Source organism: Rheinheimera sp. (genome assembly GCF_030824435.1).
GTDB lineage: Bacteria > Pseudomonadota > Gammaproteobacteria > Enterobacterales > Alteromonadaceae > Pararheinheimera.
The window spans coordinates 12,557-26,819 of sequence record NZ_JAVBXS010000105.1; the positions used below are offsets into that span (position 1 = coordinate 12,557).

Annotated in this window: 11 protein-coding genes; 7 read left to right on the forward strand and 4 right to left on the reverse strand. The window is 46.7% G+C overall.

Annotation, left to right across the window (positions count from 1 at the left end; genetic code table 11):
- Positions 1-143: 143 nt before the first annotated feature.
- Complete coding sequence (locus RCH83_RS17405; RefSeq protein WP_306524111.1) at positions 144-3,479, reverse strand: sensor histidine kinase; 3,336 nt, start codon at positions 3,477-3,479, stop codon at positions 144-146.
- A 235-nt stretch (positions 3,480-3,714) separates the two neighbouring features.
- Here RCH83_RS17405 and trxB point away from each other — a divergent pair, with 235 nt between their 5' ends.
- The 4 genes from trxB (at position 3,715) to infA (ending at position 6,420) form a co-directional block, all read left to right on the forward strand.
- Positions 3,715-4,671, forward strand: coding sequence for a thioredoxin-disulfide reductase (trxB, locus tag RCH83_RS17410; protein WP_306524113.1), 957 nt, complete (start codon positions 3,715-3,717; stop codon positions 4,669-4,671).
- A gap of 13 nt (positions 4,672-4,684) precedes the next feature.
- Positions 4,685-5,398, forward strand: coding sequence for a leucyl/phenylalanyl-tRNA--protein transferase (gene aat, locus RCH83_RS17415; protein ID WP_306524115.1), 714 nt, complete (start codon positions 4,685-4,687; stop codon positions 5,396-5,398).
- On the forward strand, positions 5,395-6,102 hold the full coding sequence (locus RCH83_RS17420) for an arginyltransferase (protein ID WP_306524117.1): 708 nt from the start codon (positions 5,395-5,397) through the stop codon (positions 6,100-6,102). The genes aat and RCH83_RS17420 overlap by 4 nt, the downstream gene beginning before the upstream one ends.
- Positions 6,103-6,201: 99 nt before the next feature.
- Positions 6,202-6,420: a translation initiation factor IF-1 gene (gene infA, locus RCH83_RS17425; RefSeq protein ID WP_068063502.1), complete on the forward strand. Its 219-nt coding sequence runs from the start codon at positions 6,202-6,204 to the stop codon at positions 6,418-6,420.
- Between the two features lie 106 nt (positions 6,421-6,526).
- On the opposite strand, the gene clpA is transcribed toward infA, so the two are convergent.
- Both clpA and clpS read right to left on the reverse strand, forming a co-directional pair.
- A complete protein-coding gene (clpA, locus tag RCH83_RS17430; protein ID WP_306524120.1) occupies positions 6,527-8,782 on the reverse strand; it encodes an ATP-dependent Clp protease ATP-binding subunit ClpA in 2,256 nt (751 codons plus the stop codon).
- Positions 8,783-8,826: 44 nt separating this feature from the next.
- Complete coding sequence (gene clpS / locus RCH83_RS17435; protein WP_306524122.1) at positions 8,827-9,147, reverse strand: ATP-dependent Clp protease adapter ClpS; 321 nt, start codon at positions 9,145-9,147, stop codon at positions 8,827-8,829.
- Between the two features lie 194 nt (positions 9,148-9,341).
- Here clpS and cspD point away from each other — a divergent pair, with 194 nt between their 5' ends.
- On the forward strand, positions 9,342-9,563 hold the full coding sequence (gene cspD, locus RCH83_RS17440; protein WP_260656779.1) for a cold shock domain-containing protein CspD: 222 nt from the start codon (positions 9,342-9,344) through the stop codon (positions 9,561-9,563).
- Between the two features lie 454 nt (positions 9,564-10,017).
- On the opposite strand, the gene RCH83_RS17445 is transcribed toward cspD, so the two are convergent.
- Positions 10,018-12,240, reverse strand: a complete 2,223-nt coding sequence (locus tag RCH83_RS17445) for an NADP-dependent isocitrate dehydrogenase (protein WP_306524124.1) — start codon at positions 12,238-12,240, stop codon at positions 10,018-10,020.
- Between the two features lie 397 nt (positions 12,241-12,637).
- Between RCH83_RS17445 and RCH83_RS17450 the strand changes: the two genes are divergently transcribed.
- Positions 12,638-13,117 carry an NUDIX domain-containing protein gene (locus RCH83_RS17450; RefSeq protein WP_306524126.1) on the forward strand — a complete coding sequence of 160 codons (480 nt, stop codon included), beginning with the start codon at positions 12,638-12,640 and terminating at the stop codon, positions 13,115-13,117.
- A 44-nt stretch (positions 13,118-13,161) separates the two neighbouring features.
- Complete coding sequence (gene mnmA / locus RCH83_RS17455) at positions 13,162-14,262, forward strand: tRNA 2-thiouridine(34) synthase MnmA (RefSeq protein ID WP_306524128.1); 1,101 nt, start codon at positions 13,162-13,164, stop codon at positions 14,260-14,262.
- The last annotated feature ends 1 nt before the right edge of the window (position 14,263 follow it).

The window sequence follows — 14,263 nt, forward strand, 5'->3', positions numbered from 1 at the left end:
CAGCGCATCACTGAATGCGGCCGGGCGAAAATCAAGCTAAAGGCATCTGCATATTCTACCAAGAGCTATGCATTGATATATTTATTACAATATGATGATAATGAAATGACACTTTAGAAATCAATGTATTAGAAGATGATACTTTAGTTATTTAGCTGTACAGCAGGTAAACTGAACCAGAAAGTCGCACCTTGTTGTTCCACACTACGAAAGCCAATTTCCCCCTGATGACTTTCAATAATACGTTTGCAAATGGTTAAACCAAGTCCTGTGCCTTCTTTCGCCCTGCTGTCCGAAGCGTCAGCCTGACTGAATTTTTCAAACACCCTATGGGCAAAAGCGGCAGGAATACCAACACCTTCGTCTGTGACTTCCACTTTCACCTGTTGACCGTTGCCTGACAGCGTCACCACCACCTGGCCGCCGGGATGTGAAAACTTAATGGCGTTGGATAATAAGTTATCCAGTACCTGTCTTATACGAAGCGGATCAGCCATCACCAGATATTTTGATTTGTTTGTACCATCCGGCAAAGTTTTGCTCTCTACCAGGTTAAACCGCAAGTCAGTTTTAATTGTTAGGGCCACATGGTATTTGTCGCTGTAGGTTTTCATTGCGGTAATGGCCTGTTGCACTGCGTCCTGTAAATCAACTTCGCTCAGTTGCAGCACAAATTTACCGGCATCAAATTTCTGTACATCCAGTAAGTCATTGATCAAATTTGATAACCGCTCACAGTTATTTAATGCAGTCTGCACCAGCAACTGATAAGGCTCTGATTCCGGCTGCACTACTTTTTGCGCTATTAAACCAACAGCGCCACGAATGGAAGTCAGGGGCGTTCTGAGTTCGTGTGACACTGTGGAAATAAATTCATCTTTCAGTTTATCGAGTCTGGTCAGCTCTTTGTTGGTTTTGGCAATTTCCAGCAAACTTTTCTCGAGCTGTTTGGTACGTAATGACAAAGTCAGTGAGCTGTCTTCCAAAGCCTTGGTCCGTTCTGCCACTTTGGTTTCCAGAATTAACTGTGCCTTTGATCTTTCCTGCACAGAGTTTTGCAATAACTTATTGATTTGTCTGATATGGCGTAGCCGATATTGGTGAATACCCAGCATGACCATCAGCAGCAAAAATAACAAAGCGCCTTGTACCGGCCGGTTTTGCCACCAGGGAGGTTCCACTATGAGTTTTACTGTCGCAGTACTTTCGCTGAACAAACCATGGTTATTCGAGCCCCGGACTTCAAACAGGTATTCGCCGGAGGGTAAGTTGGAATAATAGGCACTGTGTTTGCCTGAATGTAAAATCCAGTCTTTATCAAAACCCCGTAACCGCACCATAAACTGGTTACGGCTGACGTCATGATAATCCAGACTGGCAAACACAAATTCAACACTGTTATCTGCTGGTGTCAGTTTCACTTCAGGCCAATTGGCCGTGTGCGGCTGGGCCGGCAGGTTTTTATTATTGACCAGCACATGAGACACCGATACCTGTGGCACTATGTCATTTACCCAAAGCAAATCCGGTTCAATCAGCGCCATACCATTGATGGTTCCTACCAGCAGACTGCCCGTTTTATCTTCAAAAACCGACTTAAACACCAGCTCAGTGGCGACCAGACCATCCTGGCGGGTAAAGGTAATAAAACGTTCTGTACCTGCCGGTCGCAAAGTTAAACCTTTTGCCGACAACAACCAGATATTCTGCCGGCTGTCGGTATAAGCACCAACAATATTGTCACTGGGTAAACCATTGCCGCTGTGCCAATGTTGCTGCTCTGCCTTGTCAGGCTGATATAAAATCAGGCCTTTTGATGTACACAGCAGCACTGCACCGGCCGGGCCTGGTTCGACACACTGTACATCCCTTGTTGGCAGCTGAAGCCCTTGTAAAGCAGCTGAGTTTTCTTTGCCTGTGGTGGTGTTGATGCGCAATAAACCAGAATACCGGCTGGCTACCCAAAGTTCATTGTCTCTGAGCATAATGGCCTGAACTGCATCACCGACTTTTTGTTGCATTTCATTTTTCAGATAAGTCGTCACCTTTGCCGACTCCGGGTTCCAGGCCAACACCCCTTCCCCCCATAAACCAAACCAGAACTGGCCATCTTGCTGGATCTGCAGATCGCGGATATTGCCATCCGGACTGCCGGCAAGGGTAAATGGTGTTTTTACCGCAACCAATCTGTTCTTGGCAGCATCATACCGGAACAAACCTACATCAGTGGCGGCATACACCACGCCCATGGCGTCCATTCTGATCCTGTTGACCCGCCCGCCAGTGGCATAACGTTGCATTTGTTCTGTTTTTTTGTCGACACGATATAAATAATCAGCACTGCCCAACCAAATCAGCCCTTCGTTGGAAAAAACGCTGGTCACTGTAAAATTAAACTGTGAAGCGTCCAGTTTGGGTAACAGGTTGTTTAAAGACGAAAAAGCGGAACGGGTATGCCGGGCATAATACAAACCACTTTCCCTGGAGCCCAGCCATAACACGCCGGTGCGGTCTAAAAAAATACTTCTGACATTTACATTGGGTAATAAGGATTGTTGCTCACGAAAAGGCGTAAATTGCTGTTTTTCCGGATCAACCCGGAACATGCCATTATAAGTGCCCACCAATAACCTGTTTTCATCATCAAAACGTAAAATATTGATGATGGGTGTGGTCTGTGCATCGAAAAAAGGGATAGGATGGAATTTGCCCTGTTCTACCCGAAATAACGCGTTGCGCCCCCCTAACCACAATTCGTTTTTTCTGCTGGTTAAAGCACGGATCTCGTTGTCGCGACTGTCGGCCGCGGCAGCCGGATATGGCTGCATAGCGCCACTTAAACCGGTATTTTCGGTGTAACTGTGCAGTCCTTGTGCGGTGCCAATCCAGATAGTACCGTCTGCTGTTTGTGCCAGACTCCAAATCCGCTGATGGATCAGGGGTGCTGCCGATTGCGGGGCGCCAATCCGCACCATGCTACCGTCCGGATTAATTTTGTTCAGACCCAGCGTAGTGCCAACCCAAATCGAACCTTGTTTATCCTGCATCAGGGTTTGAATGTGCATACCGGCAAGTGCATTTTCGGCATTTTCGGCATTTTCGGCATTTTCGGCATTTTCGGCATTTTCGTTAACAACAATACGGCTTAAAGCACCTGTGCTACCGTCGATACGGCTCAGGCCATAACCCCAGGTGCCGGCCCAGATAGTGTTGTTTTTATCGATAAGCAAAACACCAACATCCTGATTACCGGTCTGTTGATGTTCGGAGGGACTTAACAGCGGAAACTCAGTAAAACTGTAGCCGTCATACCTGAGTAAACCTGAATTGGTGGATGTCAGCCAGATATACCCCTGACTGTCCTGCGCCACGCTATAAATGGTGGCATTGGGTAAACCATCGTCCACACCAATACGTTTAAAATCGTGATAGGCAATAGCGCCGGTACTGCATATTGCAGCCCAGCATAAGATCAACATAGATAACCAGCCAGCCTGTCGCCGACCCCACCACCAGCGCTTCAGAACGACCTCCGGCTCCAAATAACCACCTGCATCTGCGGTAACGCCTTCACCTTAGCACAGCAAAGCTCAGTTTACAGCGCAAGCGAATTAATTTCGCCAAAGCGCTTTGCGATGTAGTTGCAATGCCCTAAAATCGCCCCCATCTCGATGAGCACTGTCTCGTTATTATGCTGAATCCACCGGAGTTTTTATGTCAAATCCTCAACATAGCCGTTTAATGATTTTAGGCTCAGGCCCTGCGGGTTACACTGCTGCCGTATATGCCGCCCGCGCCAACCTGAATCCGGTTCTCATTACCGGCATGCAACAAGGTGGTCAGTTGACCACCACGACAGAAGTTGAAAACTGGCCTGGCGATCCACACGGTTTAACAGGCCCAGCCCTGATGGAGCGGATGCGTGAACACGCTGAAACCTTTAATACCCAAATTGTTTTTGACCATATTCACACTGTTGACCTGAAAAACCGCCCTTTTACTCTGACCGGCGACAATGGTGTTTATAGTTGTGACGCGTTAATTATCGCGACCGGCGCTTCCGCCAAATATCTTGGGCTGGAATCTGAGCAAAAATTTAGTGGCCGCGGTGTATCAGCTTGTGCAACTTGCGATGGTTTTTTCTATCGTAATCAAAAAGTTGCAGTCGTTGGTGGTGGTAACACTGCAGTTGAAGAAGCACTTTATCTGTCAAATATTGCCGCTGAAGTACATTTAATTCACCGTCGCGATAGTTTTAAAGCGGAAAAAATTCTGGTGGACCGTTTACATGCCAAAGTGGCAAGCGGCAACATTATTCTGCATACCCACCGTGAACTGGCCGAAGTGCTGGGTGACGATATGGGCGTGACCGGCGTGCGGTTAAGTTCCACCAACGGCCAGCCGGAAGAACAACTGGTATTACAAGGTGTGTTTATTGCCATTGGCCACCAACCCAATACCGACATTTTTGCCGGTCAGCTGGAAATGAAAAACGGTTATCTGGTGGTAAAAAGTGGTATCGAAGGCAACGCTACTCAAACCAGCATTGAAGGCGTTTTTGCCGCTGGTGACGTGTCAGATCATATCTATCGTCAGGCTATTACCTCTGCCGGTACTGGTTGTATGGCAGCCCTTGATGCTGAACGTTATCTTGATGCCCTCAGCAAATAATTATCAGACATAAATGCCCATTTATCTGCCCGAATTGCGGGAGGATCCGGCCTGGTTCCCCCCGCTTTCGCAAGCACTTAGTGAGCCCGACGGCTTACTCGCCATAGGGGGCGATTTGTCGTTGCCAAGGCTTATTCATGCCTATCGGTCGGCAGTGTTCCCCTGGTTTGGTGAAGAAGATCCGTTGTTGTGGTGGTCACCATCAACCCGCGCTGTGTTTGAACCAGGCAAGTTGCAACTGAACCGTAGCCTTCGCAAATACCAAAAACAGCAGCAGTATCGTTTTAGTTGTAATCAAGCTTTTGCCGAGGTGGTCAGGCAATGCGCAGCACCCCGTCACAGCCAATCCGGCACCTGGATAGTGCCACAAATGCAACAAGCTTATCTGGCACTGCATCAGGCTGGAGTAGCACACAGTATAGAGGTTTGGCGTGACAATATGCTGGTTGGCGGTTTATACGGTCTGAGTATAGGCGGTCTGTTTTGTGGCGAGTCGATGTTTAACCGTGAGGCCAATACCGCAAAACTGGCATTGGTGCTGCTGCAACAACATCTGCAAAGTTATAGTGAAGGCTGGATTGATTGCCAGATGCCTAACCCATTTTTGCTTCAACTCGGGGTGAAACCGCTGCCCCGTGCCGCTTATCTGGCTTTACTTCATCAATTAAAAAATGATGCGATACCAATTCATTGCTGGTCGGCACAAAGCTTGGAGTTAGAGCTTTGAGCCCACAACAACTTTTATTTGGTTTAACGGCTGAACACCCTTGCAGCTATTTGCCGTTACAACAGGAGCGGCTGGTATTTACCCTGCCGGATCAGCCATTGGATGCTGATTTATACCGGCAACTGATGGACTATAACTTCCGCCGCACCGGCGACCAGTTGTACCGGCCTTATTGTATACTGTGCCAGGCCTGTCAGGCCAGTCGTGTGCTGGTAGCAGAGTTTAAACCCAGCAACAGCCAGCGAAAATTAATCAAAAAAGCACAACAGGCTGGCTGGCACTGGACATTTGGCCGACCTCAGACTGTGGCGGAATATTACCCGTTATATCAACAGTACATCAGCGAAAAACATGCCGACGGCGTAATGTATCCGCCCTCTGAAGAGCAACTTGCATCATTGTTAAGCTGCAGTTGGCTGCAATCATCAGCGATTGAGCAGTATATCGGCACTGAACTTGTGGGCGTCATTTTGTTAGATCCAATGCCGGACGGTTTATCTGCGGTCTATAGTTTTTATCAGCCACAAGCTGAGCTGGCTTTTGGTACTCTGGCCATTCTGGCCACTTTGTTCCACAGTCAGAATCAGGGATTACCGTTTTTACACCTGGGTTATTTTGTCGCCGACTGTTCAAAAATGGCTTATAAAGCGAAATTCCGGCCACAACAACGATTAATCGACGGGAAATGGCAGTCTTTTGATTAAAAAAGCTTGAGTAGCTTTACTTATCCTTGTGATTTCGGCACAATCTGCGCAGTTTTTTTCCGGTTTAAATAATTATTTCTAAAGGGGCTCGTACGCTGCATGGCGAAAGAAGACGTGATTGAAATGCAAGGCACAATTTTGGATACCTTGCCAAATACAATGTTCCGGGTCGAACTCGAAAATGGTCACGTGGTTATCGCGCACATTTCGGGTAAAATGCGGAAAAACTATATCCGTATTCTGACCGGCGATAAAGTCACTGTAGAACTGACGCCATACGATCTGACCAAAGGCCGTATCGTATTCCGTCAACGCTAAGTTGATTTACCGGCACAACATTCAGTTGTTGCCACTTGTCAGGTGTTAACGCCTGAGAAAACAAAACCCGGCTTTGCCGGGTTTTGTTTTTTTTATGTTATAACGATCAGGCTGGAACTGTAGCGTCACTGTAATCAAACACCAGTTCATCACCGACTAAATCAACACGAACGTCACCACCTTGTGTTAAACGACCAAACAGAATTTCGTTGGCCAGTGGCTTTTTTAATTGCTCCTGAATGACACGACCCATAGGCCTTGCGCCCATCGCCTGATCATAACCTTTATCCGCCAGCCACTGCCGGGCTGTACCGCTCAGCTCAAGCGACACTTGTTTTTTATCCAGCTGAACCTGTAAATCACAGACAAATTTATCAACAATTTGCAGAATAATATCGCGTGATAAATGCTTAAACCAAATAATGCCGTCTAACCTGTTACGGAATTCAGGACTAAAAGTCCGGTTGATTTCTGACAAAGCATCGTGACTATGGTCCTGTTGCTTAAAACCTATAGTTTTACGTACGGTTTCCTGCACACCAGCGTTGGTCGTCATCACCAGAATCACATTGCGAAAATCAATTTTACGGCCGTTATTGTCTGTCAAAGTACCGTGGTCCATCACCTGCAACAAAATGTTGTAGATGTCGGAATGTGCTTTTTCAATTTCATCGAGCAGTACCACCGAGTAAGGATGTTTTGACACAGCATCAGTTAACAGCCCCCCTTGATCAAAACCAACATAACCTGGTGGTGCACCAATCAAACGACTGATTGAATGCCTTTCCATATATTCAGACATATCAAATCGCAGCAGCTCAACCCCCATAATTTTGGCAAGTTGTTTGGTAACTTCCGTTTTACCAACACCTGTAGGCCCGGCAAACAAAAAATTACCTATAGGTTTTTCTTCATTGCCAAGGCCAGAACGTGACAAACGAATGGCTGAGGTTAGCACTTCAATCGGTTCATTCTGGCCAAAGACCACCAACTTTAAATTCCGGTCCAGATTCGCCAGCACGTCTTTGTCAGAAGCCGACACCGACTTTTCCGGAATACGTGCCATTTTGGCGATCACATGCTCAATTTCCGGCACATTAATCACTTTTTTGCGTTTTGAAACTGGCAACAGGCGCTGACTGGCGCCTGCTTCGTCAATCACGTCAATCGCCTTGTCAGGTAGGTGGCGTTCATTAATATACTTGGCAGACAATTCAGCTGCGGCGCGCAAAGCTTTGTTGGTATAACGCACACCATGGTGCTGCTCATAACGTTCTTTTAAACCAAGCAGAATCTGGGTGGTGTCATCAACACTGGGTTCGGTAACGTCAATTTTCTGAAAACGTCGTACCAGTGCCGTGTCTTTTTCAAAAATGCTTTTAAATTCCTGATAAGTGGTAGACCCGATACAACGCAAACGGCCACTGGAAAGCAGCGGTTTAATCAGATTTGACGCGTCCATCACTCCGCCTGAAGCGGCACCTGCACCTATCACTGTATGAATTTCGTCAATAAACAAAACGGCGTCTTTTTCACGTTCAATTTCTTTGAGAAGAGATTTTAAGCGTTTTTCAAAATCACCACGATATTTGGTGCCAGCAAGCAGTGCCCCCATATCCAGTGAATAGATAGTGGCATTGGCAATCACATCAGGCACCTGGTTCTGTACGATACGATACGCCAGCCCTTCAGCAATCGCTGTTTTTCCCACCCCTGCTTCACCCACTAATAAAGGGTTATTCTTTTTACGGCGGCATAATACCTGAATGGTCCGCTCAAGTTCGGTGTCTCGGCCGACAAGCGGGTCTATCTGACCATTCTTTGCCAGCACATTCAGATTTGCTGTGAAGTTCTCAAGATATTTATTGTCTTCCACCCCAACATCACCAACATCATCCTGCTGTTCATCGCTGGGTTCAATTTTGTCGGCTTTAATGACGCCATGGGAAATATAATTGACGATATCAAGGCGGCTGATATCAATTTTCTTCAGCAAATATACGGCTTGTGATTCTTGCTCACTGAAAATAGCCACCAGAACATTTGCCCCCGTCACTTCCGATTTACCGGAGGACTGCACATGAAATACAGCACGCTGTAACACTCGTTGAAAACCGAGAGTCGGCTGAGTGTCACGGTCTAAATCACCGTCGGGGATCAGTGGAGTAGTAGAATCAATAAAACTTGATAAATCAATGCGCAACCTGTCGATGTTTGCACCACAAGACTTTAATGCATCACCCGCAGCCGGATTGTCCAGCAGGGCAAGCAATAAGTGCTCGACAGTCATATATTCGTGGCGGCGTTCCCTGGCAAAACGAAATGCCAGATTCAGCGTCAACTCAAGATCTTTATTTAACATGCACTGCTCCTAATCCACCTGAGTTACCTACTGAGAAATCGGGTCTAAGCCCGCTCCATTGAGCATAACAACGGGTGTTCGTGCTCTTTGGCATAAGTAGTCACCTGTTGTACTTTGGTTTCTGCGATTTCTGCAGTGAACACACCACATACCGCTTTACCTTCATAATGGACTTTTAACATCACTTCACTGGCTTTTTCATACTGCATATTAAAAAACCGGGTCAGCACATCAATCACAAAATCCATTGGCGTGTAATCATCGTTGTGTAAAATCACTTTATACATTGGAGGTGGTTCGACCCGTTGCCGGATCAGTTCTGCCAAGCCTTCGTCATGTCCCTGTGTCTGTTTGCTGCCGCTCATAAACTATAGTCACGCCTGGTTAATCCATCAAAGGATGTGGAGGTTAATTCAGCTCTTTTCAATGATGATTAGTTCGGTAAAAAACTTGACTAGCTGAACAAATTATCTACAGTAACTAATGGAGCTTGAAAAAGCTTTGAAGCTGTCAGCTTAGAATACAGAAATTAGCTAACTAAGAGAAGGAAGTATGTAGTATGGCTACCGGTAAAGTAAAATGGTTCAATAATGCCAAAGGATTTGGGTTTATTCGTGAAGATGGTCGTGATGAAGACATCTTTGCCCATTACTCAACCATTAACATGGACGGCTACCGCACCCTGAAGGCCGGCCAGGATGTTACCTTTGAATTGTCAGAAGGGCCTAAAGGCCTGCATGCTGTGAATATTGCACTGCCGGAAGATGGCAAAACTGAATAACACAGTATCATCGAAGTGACAGGCAGCAGCCATGCAGGGGGACCTGCCTGACACTCATTTCTCCACTTGCCTTGTGCTTTTTATTGTTAAATTTTTTGATTCAGACAACCGCATTATGCTGTACAAATCCCACTGCTGCTTGACTCAACTTTCATGTCGACCACAAAACAATAACACTACAGTGGCGCTTTTATTCTTGAAAATCTGCTTATAACCAGTCCGAACCTAAATTAAGCTGCAACGATTGTATCAGTAGCGGAAACGTTCACAGCGGAAATAAGGCGAAAATCGAATCTGCGTTTTGAAACTATCTGTTTAATCAAAGTAAAATTCACAGGCCGCGGTTTTGAATCACGAATAGAAAAAGGAGCCGAATTCAGCTCCTTTTTTGATTAACGCTCTGACCGATTTGCCGCAGATATCTATGGGGCAACAACAGCAGAATTCAGACCTGTTAAACTGACGCCAACGCCTGATTAAAGATTGAGCTTGGACGCATAGCTTTACTTGCCAAAGTGTCGTCAAGGCGGTAATAACCACCAATTTCAACAGCTTTACCTTGCACAGTATTCAGTTCCTGCACAATTTTGGCTTCGTTGTCACTGAGCGTTTTTGCTAAAGGCGCAAAACGTTGTTGTAATGCAAGGTCGGCAGTTTGTGTTGCCAGCGCTTCTGCCCAGTACAACGCCAGATAAAAATGGCTGCCGCGGTTATCAAGCTGACCCAGTTTACGGGTTGGCGATTTGTCGTTATCGAGGAAACGCGCTGTTGCCTGATCCAGCGTATCAGCCAGCACTTTGGCGCCTTTATTACCGGCCACCTGGCTCAGGTGCTCCAGAGAAGCAGCTAACGCCAGGAACTCGCCTAATGAATCCCAACGTAAATGGTTTTCTTCAACAAATTGCTCAACGTGTTTAGGTGCAGAACCACCAGCGCCGGTTTCAAACAAACCACCACCGTTCATTAAAGGCACAATAGACAACATCTTGGCGCTGGTACCTAATTCCAGAATTGGGAATAAGTCGGTCAGGTAGTCACGTAATACGTTACCAGTGACAGAAATTGTGTCCAGACCTTGTTTGATACGTTCAAGACTCACTTTAGTTGCTTGCTCAGGCGTCATGATTTTGATGTCCAGGCCTGTAGTATCATGTTGTGCCAGGTAGGTGTTGACCTTTTTGATCAGCTCGGCGTCATGGGCACGGGCAGCATCCAACCAGAAAATCGCAGGCGTGTTGCTCAGACGGGCACGACTGACGGCCAGCTTGACCCAATCCTGAATAGGTGCGTCTTTGGTCTGACACATACGCCAGATGTCACCGGCTTCCACTTCATGCGACATCAGCACAGTACCGGCTGCATCCACAACCTGCACCACACCAGCGGCAGACACAACAAAAGTTTTGTCGTGTGAACCGTATTCTTCTGCCTTTTGCGCCATTAAACCTACATTTGGCACTGAGCCCATAGTACGCGGGTCAAAAGCACCATGTTCTTTACAGAAGTTAATGGTTTCCTGATATACGCCGGCATAACAACGATCCGGGATCACAAACTTGGTGTCTTTTAATTTGCCATCCGGGCCCCACATCTGACCGGAAGTACGGATAGCCGCGGGCATAGAAGCGTCGATAATCACATCACTTGGCACATGCAGGTTGGTAATGCCTTTATCAGAGTTCACCATGGCAAGGGCTGGTTGTGCTGCGTACACTGCCGCAATATCGGCTTCAATTGCAGCGCGTTTCTCTGCTGGTAACTGCTGAATTTTTGCCAATAAATCACCAAAACCATTGTTAACATCAACACCCAGATCTTTCAGTACAGCGGCATGTTTTTCAAACACATCAGCAAAAAACACTGTGACCACATGACCAAAAATCACCGGATCTGACACTTTCATCATGGTGGCTTTTAAATGCACAGAAAACAGCAAACCTTGTGCTTTGGCGTTCTGAATTTCAGCGGCTAAAAAGGCACGCAGTGATTTGACGTTCAACACAGAAGCATCTATCACTTCGAGCGCTGACAAACTGGTTTTTTCTTTGAGTACCTGAACTGTGCCATCGGCTTTTTTCAGTTCAATACGCACTGCAGTTGCGGCAGGCACTGTCACTGATTTTTCGCTGCCGTAAAAATCGCCGCTGCTCATATGCGCAACGTGAGACAACGAGGTTTTTGCCCAGGCGCCCATCGAATGTGGGTTTTTGCGGGCATATTGTTTGACCGATAAAGGTGCTCGACGGTCTGAGTTACCTTCACGCAGCACCGGGTTTACCGCACTCCCCTTAATTTTGTCATAACGGCCTTTGACATCTTTTTCTTGGGCTGTTACAGCCTCTTCCGGATAATCCGGCAGTGCATAACCTTTGGCTTGCAACTCTTTAATGGCCGCTTTTAACTGTGGCACTGAAGCACTGATATTGGGCAGTTTGATGATATTGGCATCAGGCTGAGTGGCCAGCTGACCCAATTCAGCTAAAGCATCTGATTGTTGTTGCTCAGCTTTCAGGTAGTCAGGGAAAGCAGCAATAATACGGCCTGACAACGAAATATCACGGGTCTCAACGAGCACACCTGCCGCTTTGGCAAAAGTCTGCACTATTGGCAATAAAGAATAAGTGGCCAGCGCCGGGGCTTCGTCTGTTTGGGTGTAAATGATTTTTGAAGTGGTCATGTAATTTCCTGGATCTGCAACAAGGACGCTGCCATCTGTTACTTTCTGATGAATCGCTTCACCTCTCGTAGCAGACCACAGCCGGAATTGTTGAATAAGTTTATCAGTTTAGTTCCGCTGACAGTAGCGTCCAGGCCGCGCCGGACGGAACAACCAAAGCATAAATTTACGCCAGGTTCAGATTTGGAACTAACGACAGATTGCTGAGCCTGCACATAGTACAGACTTCAAAACCAGAGAAAAACCTTTCGTGGCCTGACCAGTTATAAAAAAACGACAAAAATTAAAAGTTTGGGATTAATTCAGGCAAAACAGAAAAAAAGCACACCAAAATACGCTCTGCAACGTAGTATTGTTTTTTGGATTTGTACGACCGCAACCGAAGGAACTTTATACTGTGATAGACCGTTCACATTTACATTTAACTGTTGCTGCCGTTGTTTGTTATCAGGATAAATTCCTGCTGGTGGAAGAAATAGATAAACAAAGTGGCCGGCGGGTACTGAACCAACCGGCAGGCCATGTTGAAGCCAATGAAGATGTTGTCAGCGCTGTGTGCCGCGAACTTTTTGAAGAAACCGGCTTAACCCTCACACCACAAGGCTGGCTGGGTATATCTCAGTTACAGGCCGCCAATGGCCATCGTTATGTCAGGGTGAACTTTTATTTTAAAGTCAATACCTTGCCACAAAACTATCAACCTCAGGATGCCGATATTCTGGCTTTACACTGGCTAAGTAGCGCTGACATCACACAACATGCCCTGCCCGTTCGCAGTCAACTGGTGCTGGACGCTATCACCGATTTTCAACAAGGTATCAGGCTGCCGTTGTCGATGATTAAAAGCCCGGTCACGGCTGTGCCAGTTGACAAATAAAGTGCTATAATCCGCGCCTCTTTTTTTGGCGTGAAGTGGGTAGAATGTCGGATAACAGCAGAAAAAAAGTTATTGTAGGTATGTCGGGTGGTGTTGACTCATCGGTATCGGCTTATTTACTTCTTCAGCAAGGTTACCAGGTCGAAGGCCTGTTTATGAAAAACTGGGAAGAAGACGACAATGACGAATACTGCGCCGCTGCCGAAGATTTAAAAGACGCCCAGCAAGTATGCGACACCCTGGGTATTAAACTGCATAAAGTCAATTTTGCCGCTGAATACTGGGACAACGTGTTTGAATATTTCCTCGCCGAGTATAAAGCCGGCCGCACACCAAACCCTGACATTATGTGCAACAAAGAAATTAAGTTTAAAGCTTTCCTTGAGTTTGCTGCCGAAGCTTTAGGCGCTGATTACATAGCCACCGGCCATTATGTGCAACGCCGCGAAGTGGACGGCCAGTGGCAGCTGTTACGTGGTTTAGACAACAATAAAGATCAGAGTTATTTCCTCTATACCATAGGCTCAGAGCACGTGGCGCAAACCTTATTTCCGGTTGGCCATTTAGAAAAACCTATGGTGCGCGCTATTGCCGAACAACAAGGCCTGGTGACTGCAGCCAAAAAAGACAGCACCGGCATTTGTTTTATCGGTGAACGTAAGTTTAAAGACTTCCTGCAAAAATACCTGCCGGCACAGCCGGGTGACATTGTCACTGTCGACGGTGACATTATCGGCCGCCATGAAGGTTTGATGTACCACACCCTGGGTCAACGTAAAGGTCTTGGTATTGGCGGGTTAAAAGATGGCGCTGATGACCCTTGGTATGTAGTGGAAAAAGATTTAATCAACAATCATTTAATAGTTGCGCAGGGTCATGAACACCCCAGTATGTTTGCTAAAGGCCTGATTGCCGACCAGTTACATTGGGTCGACCGCAAGGGCCCGCAAACTGTGCTGCGCTGCACTGTTAAAACCCGTTATCGTCAGCAGGACATCCCCTGCTCTTTAACCCCGCACCAGGACGGCACTGTTACAGTGGTATTTGATGAACCACAAAAAGCCGTGACACCAGGCCAGTCGGCGGTGTTTTATCTGAATGAAATCTGCCTCGGTGGCGGCATTATTGATCGGGCGGTACGTTAAT

What these genes read in the sequence shown, in the direction of transcription:
- cspD (WP_260656779.1), top strand. Translation starts at nt 9,342, where the DNA reads ATGGCTACCGGTAAAGTAAAATGGTTCAATAATGCCAAAGGATTTGGG.
- clpA (WP_306524120.1), bottom strand. Translation starts at nt 8,782, where the DNA reads ATGTTAAATAAAGATCTTGAGTTGACGCTGAATCTGGCATTTCGTTTT.
- mnmA (WP_306524128.1), top strand. Translation starts at nt 13,162, where the DNA reads ATGTCGGATAACAGCAGAAAAAAAGTTATTGTAGGTATGTCGGGTGGT.
- clpS (WP_306524122.1), bottom strand. Translation starts at nt 9,147, where the DNA reads ATGAGCGGCAGCAAACAGACACAGGGACATGACGAAGGCTTGGCAGAA.
- trxB (WP_306524113.1), top strand. Translation starts at nt 3,715, where the DNA reads ATGTCAAATCCTCAACATAGCCGTTTAATGATTTTAGGCTCAGGCCCT.
- infA (WP_068063502.1), top strand. Translation starts at nt 6,202, where the DNA reads ATGGCGAAAGAAGACGTGATTGAAATGCAAGGCACAATTTTGGATACC.
- aat (WP_306524115.1), top strand. Translation starts at nt 4,685, where the DNA reads ATGCCCATTTATCTGCCCGAATTGCGGGAGGATCCGGCCTGGTTCCCC.
- RCH83_RS17445 (WP_306524124.1), bottom strand. Translation starts at nt 12,240, where the DNA reads ATGACCACTTCAAAAATCATTTACACCCAAACAGACGAAGCCCCGGCG.
- RCH83_RS17405 (WP_306524111.1), bottom strand. Translation starts at nt 3,479, where the DNA reads ATGTTGATCTTATGCTGGGCTGCAATATGCAGTACCGGCGCTATTGCC.